This is a genomic window from Nocardia sp. NPDC047648, from assembly GCF_040642815.1.
In the GTDB taxonomy this organism is placed as follows: domain Bacteria; phylum Actinomycetota; class Actinomycetes; order Mycobacteriales; family Mycobacteriaceae; genus Nocardia; species Nocardia gamkensis.
On sequence record NZ_JBEYSX010000013.1, the window covers coordinates 118747 to 134374 of the forward strand.

15 protein-coding genes are annotated in these 15628 nt (G+C 69.9%); 9 read left to right on the top strand and 6 right to left on the bottom strand.

Annotated elements, in window-relative coordinates:
• The first annotated feature begins 11 nt into the window (after positions 1-11).
• Together ABZ803_RS25535 and ABZ803_RS25540 are read left to right on the top strand one after the other, a co-directional pair.
• Positions 12-1220, top strand: coding sequence for an acyl-CoA dehydrogenase family protein (locus ABZ803_RS25535; protein WP_357042936.1), 1209 nt, complete (start codon positions 12-14; stop codon positions 1218-1220).
• Entirely contained in the window at positions 1217-2272 is a 1056-nt protein-coding gene (locus ABZ803_RS25540) for a phosphotransferase family protein (protein ID WP_357042938.1), read from the top strand. Before ABZ803_RS25535 ends, ABZ803_RS25540 begins: the two co-directional genes overlap by 4 nt.
• A gap of 16 nt (positions 2273-2288) precedes the next feature.
• Here ABZ803_RS25540 and ABZ803_RS25545 read toward each other — a convergent pair whose 3' ends face one another.
• Entirely contained in the window at positions 2289-3512 is a 1224-nt protein-coding gene (locus tag ABZ803_RS25545) for a lipase family protein (protein WP_357042940.1), read from the bottom strand.
• Between the two features lie 164 nt (positions 3513-3676).
• Positions 3677-4249 (bottom strand): hypothetical protein, encoded by a 573-nt coding sequence (locus ABZ803_RS25550; protein ID WP_357042942.1) that lies wholly within the window; start codon positions 4247-4249, stop codon positions 3677-3679.
• Between the two features lie 436 nt (positions 4250-4685).
• Between ABZ803_RS25550 and ABZ803_RS25555 the strand changes: the two genes are divergently transcribed.
• The gene (locus ABZ803_RS25555) at positions 4686-5009 is read left to right on the top strand and encodes a YbjQ family protein (protein ID WP_217999093.1); all 324 of its coding nucleotides are present in this window, start codon (positions 4686-4688) and stop codon (positions 5007-5009) included.
• Positions 5010-5015: 6 nt separating this feature from the next.
• Here the strand turns inward: ABZ803_RS25555 and ABZ803_RS25560 are convergent, their stop codons facing one another.
• On the bottom strand, positions 5016-5825 hold the full coding sequence (locus ABZ803_RS25560; protein ID WP_357042944.1) for an APH(3'') family aminoglycoside O-phosphotransferase: 810 nt from the start codon (positions 5823-5825) through the stop codon (positions 5016-5018).
• A 137-nt stretch (positions 5826-5962) separates the two neighbouring features.
• Here ABZ803_RS25560 and ABZ803_RS25565 point away from each other — a divergent pair, with 137 nt between their 5' ends.
• Together ABZ803_RS25565 and ABZ803_RS25570 are read left to right on the top strand one after the other, a co-directional pair.
• Positions 5963-6463, top strand: a complete 501-nt coding sequence (locus ABZ803_RS25565; protein WP_040865258.1) for a MarR family winged helix-turn-helix transcriptional regulator — start codon at positions 5963-5965, stop codon at positions 6461-6463.
• Positions 6464-6472: 9 nt separating this feature from the next.
• The gene (locus ABZ803_RS25570) at positions 6473-9043 is read left to right on the top strand and encodes an MFS transporter (protein ID WP_357042946.1); all 2571 of its coding nucleotides are present in this window, start codon (positions 6473-6475) and stop codon (positions 9041-9043) included.
• 18 nt (positions 9044-9061) lie between these two features.
• Here ABZ803_RS25570 and ABZ803_RS25575 read toward each other — a convergent pair whose 3' ends face one another.
• Positions 9062-10081: a crotonase/enoyl-CoA hydratase family protein gene (locus ABZ803_RS25575; protein WP_062971586.1), complete on the bottom strand. Its 1020-nt coding sequence runs from the start codon at positions 10079-10081 to the stop codon at positions 9062-9064.
• Positions 10082-10188: 107 nt separating this feature from the next.
• Here ABZ803_RS25575 and ABZ803_RS25580 point away from each other — a divergent pair, with 107 nt between their 5' ends.
• Positions 10189-10788, top strand: a complete 600-nt coding sequence (locus tag ABZ803_RS25580; protein ID WP_357042948.1) for a helix-turn-helix domain-containing protein — start codon at positions 10189-10191, stop codon at positions 10786-10788.
• Between the two features lie 230 nt (positions 10789-11018).
• Positions 11019-11921: a cutinase family protein gene (locus ABZ803_RS25585; protein WP_357042950.1), complete on the top strand. Its 903-nt coding sequence runs from the start codon at positions 11019-11021 to the stop codon at positions 11919-11921.
• Position 11922: 1 nt separating this feature from the next.
• Here the strand turns inward: ABZ803_RS25585 and ABZ803_RS25590 are convergent, their stop codons facing one another.
• A complete protein-coding gene (locus tag ABZ803_RS25590) occupies positions 11923-12372 on the bottom strand; it encodes a MarR family transcriptional regulator (RefSeq protein WP_357042952.1) in 450 nt (149 codons plus the stop codon).
• 94 nt (positions 12373-12466) lie between these two features.
• On the opposite strand from ABZ803_RS25590, the gene ABZ803_RS25595 reads away from it, so the two are divergent.
• Complete coding sequence (locus ABZ803_RS25595) at positions 12467-13249, top strand: class III extradiol ring-cleavage dioxygenase (protein ID WP_357042954.1); 783 nt, start codon at positions 12467-12469, stop codon at positions 13247-13249.
• A gap of 307 nt (positions 13250-13556) precedes the next feature.
• Here the strand turns inward: ABZ803_RS25595 and ABZ803_RS25600 are convergent, their stop codons facing one another.
• Positions 13557-13925 (bottom strand): Rv3235 family protein, encoded by a 369-nt coding sequence (locus tag ABZ803_RS25600; protein WP_357042956.1) that lies wholly within the window; start codon positions 13923-13925, stop codon positions 13557-13559.
• A gap of 360 nt (positions 13926-14285) precedes the next feature.
• On the opposite strand from ABZ803_RS25600, the gene ABZ803_RS25605 reads away from it, so the two are divergent.
• Complete coding sequence (locus ABZ803_RS25605) at positions 14286-15533, top strand: alpha/beta hydrolase (RefSeq protein ID WP_357042958.1); 1248 nt, start codon at positions 14286-14288, stop codon at positions 15531-15533.
• The last annotated feature ends 95 nt before the right edge of the window (positions 15534-15628 follow it).

A 15628-nucleotide genomic window follows, 5' to 3' on the forward strand; every position in this document is an offset into this window, starting at 1 on the left:
CGAGGATGGGTATGGATTTCACGCATTCCGACCGAGCCGTCCGCCTCACCGACCAGGTGCGGCAGTTCGTGCGCGACGAGATCGAGCCGCGCGACGAAGAGCACGCGGCCGCCCTGCGAGAATCGCCCTGGGCGGTGCCGCCGGTGGTCGAAGAGCTGAAGCAGAAGGCGCGGGCGGCGGGTCTGTGGAACCTCTTCCTTCCCGATCCGGACCTCGGGGCGGGTCTGAGCAACGTCGAGTACGCGCCGATGGCCGAGGTGATGGGGGCCTCCGGCTGGGCGTCGGAGGTGTTCAACTGCAACGCGCCCGATACCGGTAATGCCGAGGTCCTGCTGCACTACGGCAGCGCCGAGCAGCGGGAGCAGTGGTTGCGGCCGCTGCTGGACGGCACGATCCGCTCGGCGTTCTGCATGACCGAACCCGAGGTCGCCTCCTCGGACGCGACCAACATGGCCGCGACCGCCGTGGTGGACGGCGAGGAGATCGTGCTCAACGGCCGCAAGTGGTGGAGCACCGGCATCGGCCATCCGAACTGCGCGTTCGTCATCTTCATGGGCCTGACCGACCCGGAGGCGCACCCGTATCAGCGGCACTCCATGGTGCTGGTCCCGCTGGACACGCCCGGCGTGCGGGTCGAACGGATGCTCAGCACCTTCGGCTACCTGGACGAGCCCTTCGGGCACGGCGAGGTCACCTTCACCGACGTGCGCCTTCCGCTGGACGCCGTGATCGCCGGGCCGGGGCGCGGTTTCGAGATCGCCCAGGGCCGCCTCGGCCCCGGCCGCATCCACCACTGCATGCGCGCCATCGGCCTGGCCGAGCGCGCGCTCGAACTGGCCTGCCGTCGCGCCCTGTCGCGCACGGCGTTCGGAAAGCCGCTGGCCAACCTCGGCGGGAACCGGGAGCGGATCGCCAACGCGCGCGTCGCGATCGACCAGGCGCGGTTGCTCGTCCTGCACACCGCCTGGCTGCTGGACACCAAGGGACTGGCAGGCGCGCGCAGCGAGGTCTCCCAGATCAAGGCGGTCGTGCCGCGGATGACCCAAGAGGTGCTGGATATGGCGATGCAGTTGCACGGCGGCGCAGGACTTTCCGACGATTTCCCGCTGGCGCGCGCCTTCGCGGGCATTCGTTCGCTGCGCTTCGCCGATGGTCCCGACGAGGTGCACCTCGGCGTGATCGCCCGGCAGGAGCTGCGCAAATACGGAACCGACCGGTGAACGCCGCGGACGCCGCCGCCGTCCGCGCGGAGGACGCCTTCGACGTCGCCGCGATGCACGCCTGGCTCGCCGAGCAGGTGCCCGGTCTGAGCGAGCCGCCCGAGGTGCGCCAATTCTCCGGAGGCGCGTCCAATCTGACGTATCTGCTGCGGTACCCGGATCGCGACTTGATCCTGCGCCGCCCGCCCGGCGGCACCAAGGCGGCTTCGGCGCACGATATGGGCCGCGAATTCCTGGTGCAGCAGCGGTTGCGCCCGCACTACCGCTACGTACCACGGATGGTGGCTCGCTGCGCCGATCCGGAAGTGATCGGCAGCGAGTTCTACGTGATGGAGCGCGTGGCGGGCACCATCCTGCGCGGCGATCTCCCCGCAGGCACCAGCCTGTCAGCGGACCAGGCGCGACGGTTGTCCACTACGGCTTTCGACTGCCTCATCGAGCTGCACGAAGTGGACCCGGTCGCGGCCGGTCTCACCGGAATCGGCAAAGGCGCCGGTTATGTCGCCCGCCAGGTCGCGGGCTGGTCGCGTCGTTTCGTGGACGCCCGCACCGACAATGTCAGCGATTTCGCCGCGGTGATGGCCTGGCTCGACGCCAACCAGCCCGCGGACGTCGCCACCACCGTCATCCACAACGACTTCCGGCTCGACAATCTGGTGCTGGACCCTGCGGGCTCCGGCGCGATCGTCGGCGTGCTGGACTGGGAGATGGCGACCCTGGGCGACCCACTGATGGATCTCGGCGGGGCGCTGGCCTACTGGGTGCAGGCGGACGACGACGAGGTCATGCGCGCTTCCCGCCGCCAGCCGAGTCACCTGCCGGGCATGCTGACCCGCGCGCAGATCGTCGAGCACTATTGCGCGCGCACCGGCCGCTCGGCCGAGAACTGGCCGTTCTACGAGGTCTTCGGACTGTTCCGCCTGGCCGTCATCGCCCAGCAGATCTACTACCGCTATCACCACGGCCAGACCACGAACCCGGCGTTCAAGGACTTCTGGACGCTGATCAACTACCTGGACTGGCGCTGCCGGAAGGTCGCCGGGCTCGAGTAGGGCGGTACGGCGGCCTTCATCGCCCGAGCGCGATGGAGCCCATATCGGTGACGGTGCAGTTGTCCCGCACCGGCACTCCCGCGAACCGGTCGCGCAGCCAAGCGATCACGCGATTCTCGGCGAGTGTGTTGAGGGTGAGGTGTTCGCTCGCATGGTCGCGGATGTAGGTGACTCGGGCGGCGGGATCGCGGCAGTAGATGGAGGCGAGCGCGTCGGCGGGGCCGATGGGGACGAGCCAGTCGGCGGTCGCGTGGTAGAGGAAGACCGGTGTGTCGGGGACCGACTTGCCCATCCTGGTCCGATCGAAGACTGCGCGCAGCACCGGTGTGTGCAGTATGCCGCCTCGCACCAGGCTGTCGATGTCGAGGAATGGTTCCAGCGCGGCTTGGTACAGCACGCAACCGCGGTCCTTCGCGGTCAGTAGCTGCCGTCCGCGCGGTGTGGCGTTCGCCCACAGGTAGGCGTCCAGTTCCGGTTCCTCGCGCGCGAGACCGATGATGGCGGCCGCGACCAGACCGGCGCCGGGCCCCTTGTTCGCCTCGCGGGACAGAACTTCGAGATCGACATCGGTACCGCCGGAGACGACGCCGACGAGATTCACCTCCGGCGCGTAGGCGCTGCGCAGTTCCGCGCCGTGCAGCGTGGGGATCGACCCTCCGGAGTATCCCCACATCGCCACCTCGGTGGCCGCTCCCGGCAGGTGCAGCGGACCGAAACCCTCCGCGGCGCGGATGCCGTCCAAGGCGATCCGCGCGGCCAGCGGGCCGTGGGCGAACGCCGAATTCGGGCCTTGATGGTCCGGCACCACGACCGTCCATCCCTGCGCCAGCAACGCCGGAGCGCTGCGCAACGGGTCGATCTGCCCGTCCAGCAGACCGGCCTGCGCCGACCGGCGCACCGTGTAGGACGGCGCGCAGAACAGTCCGGTGGAATCCTCGGCGGCGTGCAGGGACACCAATTTGCCGTTCCCCGCGGCGGGTTTCAGCAAGGTCGCGACGGCGGCGATGGGCTGATCGGCGCTGTTGCCGGACCGGTAGGAGATCTGCCAGGCCTCGGCGTCCAGCGCCCCGTCGAGCTGATTGGCGATGGTGACCGGCCGCGCGGCGAGGATCTCGCCGGGCCGCTTCGACGTGACCAGCTCGGCCGGAGGCCGATAGAAAGGGTCCTGCTCGGGCGGCGCCACCACCACCGGAAGTTCCGGGTCCGCCGCCGACGGTGCGGCCGGCAGCGCCAGCAGCATCGAAAAAGCCGTACCGGCAAGCACACACCACCGGGCGAACACCATCGACGACCTCCCCTGGAATCGACCGCGGATGCCATGCGTTTCGCCGATCGACCGCCCCGGCAGTGGCATCGTAGCGAAAGCCCACCTGCGCGAACGGCACAACGGAAGATCGGCCGAATTCAGTTCGGCGCGGCGATCTTGATGATGGTCGCCTTGCCGTCGGTGGTGGCCACGGTGACGAATTGGCGATAGGTGCGATTGGCGGAGTCGGGGCGCAACTCGGTGATGACCACGTCGTAGCGTCCGTCGAGCATGGGGGTGATCATGACGCAGTGCTGCGTTCCCGTGGGCACGGAGGCGATGCCCGCGTCGATCACGGCGACCGGCGGCACCGCGGCGTCCGGCACCGTCAGCGATCGCGCGACCGCTCCCGAGCGAGTCACGTAGTAGGCGTGCTGAAACGCCAGGATCACCTCCGGCCCCGACGCGGTCGAGCCGGTGCCGTTGCCGCGCACCAACTGTCCGCCCCGGGTCGGCTCGCAGCCTGGGCCACCGCCGAGCACCGGGTCCGCCACCGTGGCCGATTGCCGTGGCGCGGAGGCCGCGTCCGTGTACACCAGGACCAGCGCGGCGGCGGCGAGCGATGCGGCCAGCCCGACGCCGCCGACCAGCCAAGCGCGGCGTGGGCCGCGCCGAGCGCGGGACGCCCGATGCCGGTCGCCGCGGGGCGGCGGCTCCTGTCCGGCGATCATTCCCGGCCACGTGGGCACGCGTCCGGTCCGGACCTGGCCTCGGCGGGCGCGTCGGCCGCCGGGCTCGGACGTGTTCGACGACATGATCTCGCCGCACCCCCTTTTACCGGTGCCTACTCGGCCACCGTGGGTTCCCTCTCAATGCCGTTGCGCAATAACAACATTGCATATCTTTTCGGATTCTGTCGGTCGAATGCTCAACAGAAAAGCCCGAATCGCGGCGCGGCGGTCCCCGGAACGCGAGATACCGGCTGATCAGGACCGGGCGGTCGGTGTGGTTCCGGATCGGCGGGCATACCTCGGCCGCAACGGAATCGCCGCCGCCCGTAGCATCCCGCGCATGAACCAGCCGCCGCAGCCGTACCCGCAGTATCCCGCGCACCAGCAGCCACCCCAGCCGTATCCCCCGCCCCCGCCACCCGGACCGCAGTTCCCGATCCTGGTCTCCACCATGAACGACGTGCCCGGCCAGGAGATCGTCCGAGTGTTCGGCGAGGTCGCCGGACTCACCGTGCGCAGCCGGAGCTTCGGGTCGAATTTCAGCGCCGGTTTCCGTTCGCTGGGCGGCGGGGAGATCCCCGAGTACACCCAGCTGCTCTACCAGTCCCGGCACGAGGCGATCATGCGGATGTGCCAGCACGCGATGTCGTTCGGTGCGAACGCGGTCATCGCCATGCGCTTCGACTGCAACGAGATCGCGGGCACCATGAGCGAGGTGGCGGCCTACGGCACCGCGGTGCTGCTTCAGCCCGCGACATGACTCGGACTACCCCCAGGTGAGCGGATCCAGATGGAGGAAGAACCGCTGCCGCTCGGCATCCAGATCGATGCCGTAGCGATCGGCGAAGGCGCGGTCGGCGTTTCCGGCGCGCCGCTCGTCCTGCCATGACTCCCGAGCATCGGCCAGTAGCAGAGCGATATCGGCGTACGGATCGGCGATGCCGAGGCGGCCGAGGTCGACGAATCCGGCGACGGTGTGCGTTTCCGGATCGAGGATGATGTTCGGCAGGCACAGATCGCCGTGGCAGACCACCGCTTCGGCGGACTCCTGCGTCATCCTGGGCTCCAACCGGGTGGCCAGCCTGGTGAGCAGGACCGTGGGCGGAGTGTCCTGCTGCTCCTCGGGAAGGAACTCGGTGTGCACCGCACCCCGGACCACCACGTCCTGGGCGATCGCGAACATCCGCGCCAGGCCACGGTCGAACGGGCACTCCGCGGTGGGTAGATCGTGCAGGCGCCGCACCGTGTCCGCGATGGAATCCCATGCGAGGGCGAGATCTTGCGCGGAGACGACGTTCGCGGGCACACCGGGCACGGCGCTGGTGACCAAGCAGGCGCCGTCGCCATCGGGCCGCCAGTCCAGTACCCGAGGGCCGGGTATATCGTGGCCGTCGAGCCAGATGATCTTGTCCCGCTCCAGCGCGAGGTCGGCGACCTCGCCGGGAGCGACGCACTTGGCGTAGCGGGACCCGTCGGCGGACCGGAAAACCCGGGCGCCGGACTCCCCGCCGCCGACCGGCTCCCATCGGCAATCGGACGGCAGGGCTGCGCGGAAGCGAACAAGCGGCTCGGACACGCCATCGACGGTAGCAACGCGACTCGCTGGTGGCCCACCGCGCAGACCTCTGGCAACCCAGGGGATGTATAGTTGCTCAAAGCAACTAGTTGTGGTTGCTAATCAAATCTGCTGGTGGGGAACATCGAGGTGGTGTCATGTCCGCAACCGCTCGCGAGCGCCGGGTCACGGCGGCCGAACTCGCGGCCGCCGACGAACTCGGTCAGCGACTGGTCCGGTTCATGCGCGCGGTCAACCGGGCGAAGTGGCTGCCCGCTCGGCCCGGTCCGGACGGCCTGGAACGACTCGCCTACTCCGTGCTCTTCTGCCTGGTGCACGAGGGACCACAGCGCGCGGGCAGGCTCGCCGAATTGCTGCACACCGAGGCATCGACCATCAGCAGACAGAGCAGATCACTCGTGGCGCACGGCCTGGTGGAGCGCCGGGCCGACCCGGTCGACGGCCGCGCGTGCGTGCTGGCGGCCACCGCGGAGGGCGTTCGCGTCTTCGAGGAGAACCGCGCGCTGCGCAACCGGTGGCTGGCCGACATCCTGGCCGACTGGCCCGCGACCGACCGGGACACCTTGACCGCACTGCTCGACCGGCTCACCGCAGGAATAGAGACCACAACTCCCCGACACCACGCCGATCCGAAATAGGGCTCATTCATGACGAATTCCACCATCCGGGCTCCGCGGAACCCGGACGCAGGCGCGGACACGTCACTGTCGCACCGGCAGATCCTGACCATCCTGTCCGGGCTGTTACTCGGCATGTTCCTGGCCGCGCTCGACCAGAACATCGTCAGCGTCGCGATCGTCAAGATCGCCAACGACCTGCACGGTTTCGACGAGCAGGCGTGGGCGACCACCGCCTACCTGATCACCGCGACGATCACCACGCCGCTATACGGCAAACTGGCCGACATCTACGGCCGTAAACCGTTCTATCTCACGGCGATCGGACTGTTCGTCATCGGCTCGGTGGCGTGCACCTTCGCCGACTCGATGTACCAGCTCGCCGCGTTCCGCGCGTTCCAGGGCCTGGGCGCGGGCGGACTGATGTCGCTGGCGTTCACCATCATCGGCGATATCGTCCCGGTGCGGGAACGGGTGCGCTATCAGGGCTATTTCATGATGGTCTTCGGCACCGCGACGGTGCTCGGCCCGGTGCTCGGCGGCTTCTTCTCCGACTACGAAGAACTCGGCGGCATCGACGGCTGGCGGTGGGTGTTCCTGGTGAACGTCCCGGTCGGCCTGCTCGCCCTGCTGGTGGTGGCCAAGGTGCTCAACGTGCCGCACCAGCGCCAGCACCACCGGATCGACTGGTTCGGCGCGCTGACGCTGACGATCGGCGTGGTGCCGCTGCTGATCGTCGCCGAACAGGGACGCCACTGGGGATGGTCGTCGGAGAAGTCGCTGCTCTGCTACGGCATCGGGGCGGCGGGGCTGGCGCTGTTCGTCCTGGTGGAGTTCCTGATGAAGGACTCGGCGCTGATCCCCTTGCGGCTGTTCCGGAACTCGACCTTCAGCGTCACCATCGCCGGGGGATTCATCGTCGGTGTGGCGATGTTCGGCGCGATCACCATGGTTCCGCAGTACTTCCAGGTCGTGCGCGGCTACTCGCCGACGAAGGCGGGCCTGCTCATGTTGCCGCTGGTGCTCGGCATCACCGTCGGATCGCAGGCGGCGGGGCGGATCACCAAGCAGACGGGACGCTACAAGATCCTGCCGGTGACGGGCACATTCATCGTCGCGGTCGGCGCGGCCCTGTACGCGCAGGTGCACTACGACAGCCCGCTGTGGCAGCCGCTGGCGATCGGCGCGGTGATCGGGCTCGGGCTCGGCTGTTGCATGCAGACGCTGATCATCGCGGCGCAGAACGCCGGACCGCGTAAGGACATGGGTGTTTCCACCGCCTCGGCCACGTTCTTCCGGCAGATGGGCGGCACGCTCGGCGTAGCGGTGTTCCTGACCATCCTGTTCAACCTGCTGCCGAACCGGATCATCGACGCGTTCGGCGGCGCGCTGCCGCCCGGGTTCGGCGCCGACCAGCTCAGCGGCATGCAGTCCAACACCAGCGGCATCGCGGCGCTGCCCGACGCGCTGAAGGTGCCGATCCTCACCGGCTTCACCGACTCCATGCACGGCGTGTTCTACACGGCGGCCGGGGTCGCGCTGCTGGCCTGCGTGGTGCTGATGTTCATGAAAGAGATTCCGCTGCAGGACGCTCCGGCGCCCGTCGCGCAGACGCCGGTCGAGGAGCCGGAAGCCGCCGAGTCGCACTGGGACGCGGATCAGGTCTGGGAAGGCACCGCGCAGGCGCTGTCGGAGCCGGAACCGGTGCTCGCCGCGGCCGGGGGCGGCTACGGCGCGGGCGATCCCGCGAGCAACGGCGCACACCGGCGCGAACCTCGGGCCAGCTTCGACGGCGCGGAGCACGAAGGCCGTTCGCTCAGCGGCTATGTCCATCGCGAGGACGGCCGTCCGGTGCCCGCGGCAGCGCTCACGCTGATCGATCAGCACGGGCGGCAGGCAGCGCGCACGGGCGGCGGCGCCGACGGCAGCTACCTCCTCGGCGCGCCCGACGCGGGCGGTTACGTGCTGATCGTCTCGGCCGCCGGGCATCAGCCCGCCGCGGTGAACGTCACCGTCGGCGACCGTCCGCAGCAACTCGACATCACCCTGCTCGGCTCCGGCGAGCTGTCCGGTGTGGTCCGGTCCGGCAGGCAAGGCGAGCCGCTGCCCGGCGCGACCATCACGCTGACCGACCTCGACGGCGAGGTGGTCGGCTCGGCCACCGCGGCGGCCGACGGCGCTTACCTGTGCCACGGCGTGGTGCCGGGCACGTACACCCTGGTCGCGGTCGCCGAACACATGCGACCCAGCGCGACCGCGCTGACCGTGCCGGACAGCGGGCTGCTACACCACGACATCGAACTCACGCCGATGGCGGTGCTGGCCGGGTCGGCGTGGGCGGACGGCGGCCGGGCGGTCCCGGACGTGCAGATCAGCGTGCTCGACGCCGCCGGCGTGCCGACCGCGACGACGCGCACCGACGAGAACGGGCGCTATGTCGTCACGGATCTCGCCGAAGGCGACTACACGATCGTCGCGCGCGGCTATCCGCCGGTGGCCAGCCAGGTCACGGTGAGCGGCGGCGAAGTCGCGCACGATGTGCGGCTCGGCTACAGCAGCATCGAGGAAGACGCGACCGGAAACGTCCCGCCCGCCCGCTGACGATCCGTCAGCGGGGGTTCACTCCTGCGCCCGATGCCGTTTGTGATCGCCGAACGGCTCGTCGCGTTCCCGGACCGCCTCGCGGAAACCGGTTGTGGCGGCCCGCGTCTGGAAGGCGTATCCCTCGCTGGTGTGCCGGGAGATGCCGTCGAAGACGGTGCTGATCATGCCGGAATTGGCCACCCCCTGTGCGTACAGCGCCGAGTTGAGCGCCAGCTTGGCCATCATCAGCTGGTTGACCGGCATGCGCGCGATCCGGGCGACGAATTCCTCGGTGCGCGCGTCGAGTTCGGCGGCGGGCCAGGATTCGATGGCCAGGCCCCATTCCACCGCCTGCTTCCCGGTGAGGCAGTCGCCGGTGAACAGCAGGCGCTTGGCGCGCTGGTCACCGAGGCGATGCGCCCACATGCCCGCCGCCGGGACACCCCAGACCCGGGTCGGCGGGTAGCCGATCTTCGTGTCGTCGGCGCAGATGATCTGGTCGGCGAACAGCGCGATGTCGCTGCCGCCCGCGACGGCGAAGCCGTGCAGCTTCGCCACGGTCGGCTTGTTCGCCTGCATCAGGCTGGCGAAACCGCGGTTGAACCGGCTCATCATCGCGTAGTCGATCATCGGATCCCAGGTCCGCGCCGGATCGTGATTGCGGCCCTGCACCACCGGATCGACGACCGTTCCCGCCACCTCATCGGGCCCGCCCGCCACCGCGAAACTCTGCTCGGCGAACATGCTCAGGTCATAGCCGCCGCAGAATCCCTTGCCGCGCCCGGACACCAGGATCACGTGCACCCGCGGGTCCAGATCCGCGCGTTCGACCGCGTGCGCCAGATCGTGCGGCGTATCGGGCGTGATCGCGTTGCCTTTCTCCGGCCGGTCGAAGGTGATGCGGGCGACGCGGCCGTCCCGCTCGTAGGTCAGCGTCCGGTACTCGCGGGCGTCGTCCGGGTCGGGGCGTCCGGCCCACGGGGTGTCCGGTGTCTCGGTCCAATTGCGATACCACGCGCCCGCCCCGCTGTCGGCCTGGCTGTCACTGTCGGTCATCGCTTTCCCTTCGACGCTGGTGCGAACCGGTCTCCGCAGTCTGGCGCACCCACCATTTGACAGTCAACATTGACTGTGAAAATGTCGCGGCGACGGGAGGAGCTGGTATGGCCGGACGACGCGAGGAACAGAAGCGGGCGACCCGTGTGCGCATCCTCGACGCCGCCGCCGACCTGCTTGCCGAGCAGGGCTACCGGGCGCTGTCCACGTTGTCCGTGCAGCGGGCCGCGAACGTGAGCCGCGGGGCGCTGCTGCATCACTTCCCGACCCTCGGCGCGTTGATCGGCGCACTGGTCGGACACCTGGTCGCACGCAACGAGGCGGCGGTGCGAGAGGTCGCGGCCGGGCTCGGCGCGGGGACCGATCCGCTACGCCGCGCCTTGACCGCCCTGTACGAGTCGATGGCACGGCCGGCGGCGCAAGCCGAATTCGAGGTGTGGGCGGCCGCGCGGACCGATCCGGCGCTTGCCGAGGCGTTGCGCGCGGCCGAACGAAAAGCCGGGCGCGACTTGCGGCGCGTGGTGGACGCACTGTTCGGTCCGGACCTGGTCGCCCATCCGCGCTACCCGGCCGTCCGCGAGCTCACCATCGCGATCCTGCGCGGCACCGCGATGTCCCGGCCGCTGCGCACTTCCGAGCGCGCCGCCGCGGCAACCATCGATCGATGGGCGGAGGCCATGACAGTTCTTCTCGCACAGGGGCACTAGCAATCGGCGAGCGCCGACGGTTCCGAATCGACTGTGATACGCGTCACTTCAGACTCCGATTGTGCACTCTCCCACACTGTCGCTATCCTGGCTGCACTTTGAGACCACCGAGTCTCAATGCAGCCTTCGACGGGGCCGGGTCCGACCACCGCACGGCGCCCGCGGCGCCCACGGAGGCCGATTCCTGCCGGGGAGCGCCTGCGGCGCCTGTACTACCAGGAGCAAACGCCATGCGATCGAAGTTGATCTCGGCGGCCATCGGTTTCGCGGTGATGGCGCTGTCGTGTGTGGGACCGGGCAGCGGGCCCGCCGTCGCCGCACCGGATTGCCCGAGTCTGTACGTGGTGGCGATCCCGGGAACATGGGAGACCACCGCGGACGGCGAGCGCCCCGGGCCGGGGATGCTGGCCGGAGTCACCCGCGGCCTGCCGTCCTCGGCGTGGGTGGACTACGTGAGTTACGCGGCGACCGCCTTCCCTTGGGAGAGCGAGGTATACGGCGCCTCCAAACGCGAGGCCGTCGACAACGCGCGCGGCATGATCGCGGCGATGGGCCGGGAGTGCGGCGCGACCAGGATCGCGCTGCTCGGCTACAGCCAGGGCGCGGACGCCGCCGGTGATCTCGCCGCCGAGATCGGCACCGGACTCGGCGTCGTGCCGCCGCATCGGATCGCCGCGGTGGGGCTCATCTCCGATCCCCGCCGCTCCCCCGCCGACGCGCTCGTCGGTCCACCGGTCGGCGGCGCGGGCGCGGGCGGTCCGCGCATCGGCGGGTTCGGTCTCCTCACCCCGCAGACCCGCACCATCTGCGCGATCGGCGATCTGTACTGCACCACGGCGTCGGACGATTTCGTGACCCGCTTCGCGGGCTTCCTGGCCCAGACCTCGCACCCCGACCCGGCCTACCTGTGGCGCTACCAGATGGAAATGGGCGCCATCGTCGGCGACCTGATGTCCAACGGCGGAATCCCCCTTTTGCAGAGCCAGCTCTCGGAGTCGGCCAACCAGGAACGGGCTCGGCTGCTGGACGAGTTCTACCGCTCCGAAGCGCACACCGCCTACGGCAGCTACCCCGTCGGAGGCGGAGCGACCGCGCTGTCGTGGATGCACGACTGGCTGGCGTCGCTGGCCTGAGTCAGGGAGCGAGCCGCCGCGCGACCTCGCCCAGACTGTCCGCGACAGCGCCCTGTTGCGCGTCGGTGAGCACGTCGACGAGGACGCGGCGGACGGTCGCGACATGGCCCGGCGCGACCTGCGCCAGCCTTTCCCGGCCCGCGGCGGTGAGTACAGCGATAACCCCGCGCACGTCGGTCGGACAGGCCTCGCGCACCAGCAACCCGGCTTTCTCCAACTGCGTCACCTGATAGGTCAGACCGCTTTTGGAGGTGTAGAGCGCCTCGGCGAGTTCGGTCATCCGCAGGCGGCCCTCCGGCGCGTCGGCGAGCCGCACGAGCACCTCGTACTGGGTATGCGACAGCCCTTCCCGCTTGAGCTGCCGTTCCACCTCGCGACCCACCAGCGCGCCGGCCGCCAGGAAGTTCTGCCACACCGCCATCTCGCGGACGTTCAGCCACGTGGTCTGCACGGCTCCACCCTAACCCTATTGTTCAAATTTGAACAACAAGCTACAGTTGAGTTCGAATTTGAACTACCTGGGCGACCGAGCCGGGAGGAGCACTATGACCGTGGCCGACGAAAGAATGCCGGTGCTGTATCTCTCGCATGGCGCTCCGCCGCTGGCCGACCACGAGAGGTGGCCCGCCGAACTGGCGGCGTGGTCGCGCGCGTTGCCCCGGCCCCGCGCCGTCCTGATCGTCTCCGCGCACTGGGAGGCCGCGCCGATCGCGCTGGGCGCCACCCGGACGGTGCCGCTGGTCTACGACTTCTGGGGCTTTCCGGAGCGGTACTACCAGGTGCGTTATGCCGCGCCGGGCGCGCCCGAACTGGCCGGCAAGGTGCGAAATCTGTTGCGCGGACCGGGCGCCGCCGTCGCGGACGTGCCGGATCGCGGGCTCGATCACGGCGCCTACGTGCCGTTGAAGGAGATGTATCCGGACGCCGACATCCCGGTGTTGCAGCTGTCCATGCCGACGCTGGCCCCCCAGGTCCTCTTGCGCGTCGGCCGGAAGTTGGCGCCGCTGCGCGACGAAGGCGTCCTGATCGTCGGCAGCGGATTCTTCACGCACAATTTGCGCGCGCTGACCGCCGACGACGAGCACGTGCCCTCCTTCACGGCCGAATTCGACGCGTGGGGCCGCGAGACGCTGGCCACCCGCGACCTGGACGCACTGCTCGACTTCGAGCACACCGCGCCCGCGGCTCGCCTGGCCCATCCACGCGCCGACCACTTCGCGCCGCTGTTCGTCGCACTCGGCGCGGGCGAGGAGGATTTGGGCACGCTGCGCACCGTCATCGACGGTTACTGGTTCGGCATGGCACGCCGATCCATTCAGCTCGGCTGAGCGCCGGTGCCGCTCCATCCGGCCTCCGCCGAGACCCGAGGTGATCGCGATCCGGCCCAGCCGGGACGTCGTGCCCGCATAGCCCGACCCACACCCGATCTGGAGGCCGACGGCGGCGACACTCGACCGCCGCGTTCGGGCGTTCGCGACGGACCTCGGCGGAGCCTCCGGAGTCGCGGACGCCCGTCAGCACCTCGCCTGCCCAGGACCTGCCGCCGGAGGGCATCGGCTGGATAGCGCCGGTGCCGACGGTCCGCGCGGCGGCGGCACGGCGACCGAGGTCGCGAGTCCTGAACCGCCGAGCGCGTCATCGGATGCGCAGCGCCGTCAGCCGCCAGCCCGCCGAGCGGGTCCGCGCGATGCGCGCCGCCAAGGCGAAATGACGCCTGCCCCGGCCGTAGGTGGCGAAGACCTCGGCGGTCTTGGCGTCCACCAGGACCACGTTCACCCGCATCGGCACCGCGACGCCCAGGTCGCGGCCGGGCACGAGACCGGCGCCGATCAACGTACGCACCGCGGCGACGACCGTGGCGTCGGCGACGACGGCCAGTTGCGGCACGGTTCTCCTGCGGTCGAGCACCTCGAGGACGACTCGCACCGCCGACTCGGCGAATCGGCGTGCCGCCGAACGTGACTCGTCCTCGCCCGGCGCGGTGGAGGCATGGCTTCGCCGCACCGCGCTGCGTATCCCGGCACTGGACCGACTGGAGCTCGCGTGCGGCCGCGGCCGGCACGGTAGCGCCCGAGCGGGTGCCGGATCGCATGCCATCCGCTCCGCCTCGGCGCGACGGCGACTGTCCAAGGGCGGCTCCGGATTCGGAGCAGGCGCCAACCAATCCTGATAACCAGCCATGCACATCCCTTCGAGAACCGGTGGTCGAAACCCTGTGGGGACAGATTCTGCGGACCGGCCACCGGAAGTCGCGCGTAGTCGGCTACCCGAATCCGTCCCGGCACGCCACCACCGGAAACCGGCGGCCACGAAGACCGACCTATGTTGGAGCCGGCGAACCCCGACCCGGAACCGGAGACCTTGATGACCGACGAGCGAGGAGCGGACGTGACCACGCCCGGAAAGTCCGCGTCCCCGCGTCGCCTGGTCCGCATCGGCCTGCTCACGCTCGCCGGAGCGCTCGCCGCGTATCTCGCGCTCGCGCAACTGATCGCGATCCTGCCGGTTTCCTGGGTGATGCCGTTGCTCGGCAACGCGGTCGCGCAGTCGGCCGTGCTCTTGCTCGGCGCCGTCCGCGACGCGCTCGGCTCGTGGAACATGGTGTTGGCGGTGGTCGCGACCGCGCTCGCGCTGACGGTGTTTCGCGGGGGCGAGCGCGGACGGCGACTCGCGGGCACGGTGACCGGCGTGGCCGCCGTCGGCTTGGCGCTGTCCGTCGTGACCAGCGCGACGCTGGTGTTCGTGGCGCGTGACGCGGCGGGCGTCTGGATCCCGTTCGCCCCGGCCGTGCCGTTCAGCACCGTGGGCGGCGCGCCCGACGAGACCGTCACCTATGCGACCGTCGACGGACAGCCGATCCAGGCGGACCTGTACCTCCCCGCTCCGGGGCCGCGACCGGCGCCGCTGGTGGTGAGCATTCACGGCGGCGCCTTCGTCACGGGCAGCCGTGGCACCGACGCCTACACGACCTGGCTGGCCGAGAACGGATACGCCGTCCTCGATGTGGACTACCGCCTCTCCGACGAGGGCAACCACCGCTGGAACACCGCGGACGCCGACGTCGCCTGCGCGCTGAGCTGGGCCGCCGCGAACGCGCGGCGGTACGACTGGGACATGCGGCGGGTCGCCACGTTCGGCGAATCGGCAGGCGGCAATCTGGCCGTCAACGTCGCGAACAAGATCAACGCGGGTGTCCTGCGGCCCAGCTGCGGCAGCGCCGACGAACTGCCGAAGGTGCGCGCGGCGGTGGCGCTGTACCCGGCGGTCGACCTCGCCGCGTCGGGCACCGAGACCGCGCTCGGCGTCGACGCGGCCCGGCAGTACCTCGGCGGAACGCCCGAGCAATACCCCGACCGCTATACCGCGACCGGCGCCGCCGCGCAGGTCACCGGCGACTCCCCGCCCACCCTGCTGATCCAGGGCGCCAACGATCACCTGGTGCTCGCCGAGCACACCGCCGCCTACGCCGCGGCCCTGGAGACCGCGCGCGTGCCGCACCGCTACGTCGAACTCCCCTTCCTCGATCACGCGTTCGGCACCACCGAACTCGACACCGGCGCGCTGGTCATCCGCGAACTCACCCGCACCTGGCTGACGGAATACCTGGCGTAACCGACGCCACATCGCCGGAGCGGGAATACCCGCGTACCCGACTCCGTTCCTTTGGTTGCCATATCCACCAAATTGAGACAGACTGAGAACGAAGG

Excerpts from the sequence above, each read along its gene's own strand:
- ABZ803_RS25535 (WP_357042936.1), top strand. The coding sequence starts at position 12 with ATGGATTTCACGCATTCCGACCGAGCCGTCCGCCTCACCGACCAGGTG.
- ABZ803_RS25545 (WP_357042940.1), bottom strand. The coding sequence starts at position 3,512 with ATGCTGCTGGCGCTGCCGGCCGCACCGTCGGCGGCGGACCCGGAACTT.
- ABZ803_RS25550 (WP_357042942.1), bottom strand. The coding sequence starts at position 4,249 with ATGATCGCCGGACAGGAGCCGCCGCCCCGCGGCGACCGGCATCGGGCG.
- ABZ803_RS25565 (WP_040865258.1), top strand. The coding sequence starts at position 5,963 with ATGTCCGCAACCGCTCGCGAGCGCCGGGTCACGGCGGCCGAACTCGCG.
- ABZ803_RS25570 (WP_357042946.1), top strand. The coding sequence starts at position 6,473 with ATGACGAATTCCACCATCCGGGCTCCGCGGAACCCGGACGCAGGCGCG.
- ABZ803_RS25575 (WP_062971586.1), bottom strand. The coding sequence starts at position 10,081 with ATGACCGACAGTGACAGCCAGGCCGACAGCGGGGCGGGCGCGTGGTAT.
- ABZ803_RS25580 (WP_357042948.1), top strand. The coding sequence starts at position 10,189 with ATGGCCGGACGACGCGAGGAACAGAAGCGGGCGACCCGTGTGCGCATC.
- ABZ803_RS25585 (WP_357042950.1), top strand. The coding sequence starts at position 11,019 with ATGCGATCGAAGTTGATCTCGGCGGCCATCGGTTTCGCGGTGATGGCG.
- ABZ803_RS25595 (WP_357042954.1), top strand. The coding sequence starts at position 12,467 with ATGACCGTGGCCGACGAAAGAATGCCGGTGCTGTATCTCTCGCATGGC.
- ABZ803_RS25605 (WP_357042958.1), top strand. The coding sequence starts at position 14,286 with ATGACCGACGAGCGAGGAGCGGACGTGACCACGCCCGGAAAGTCCGCG.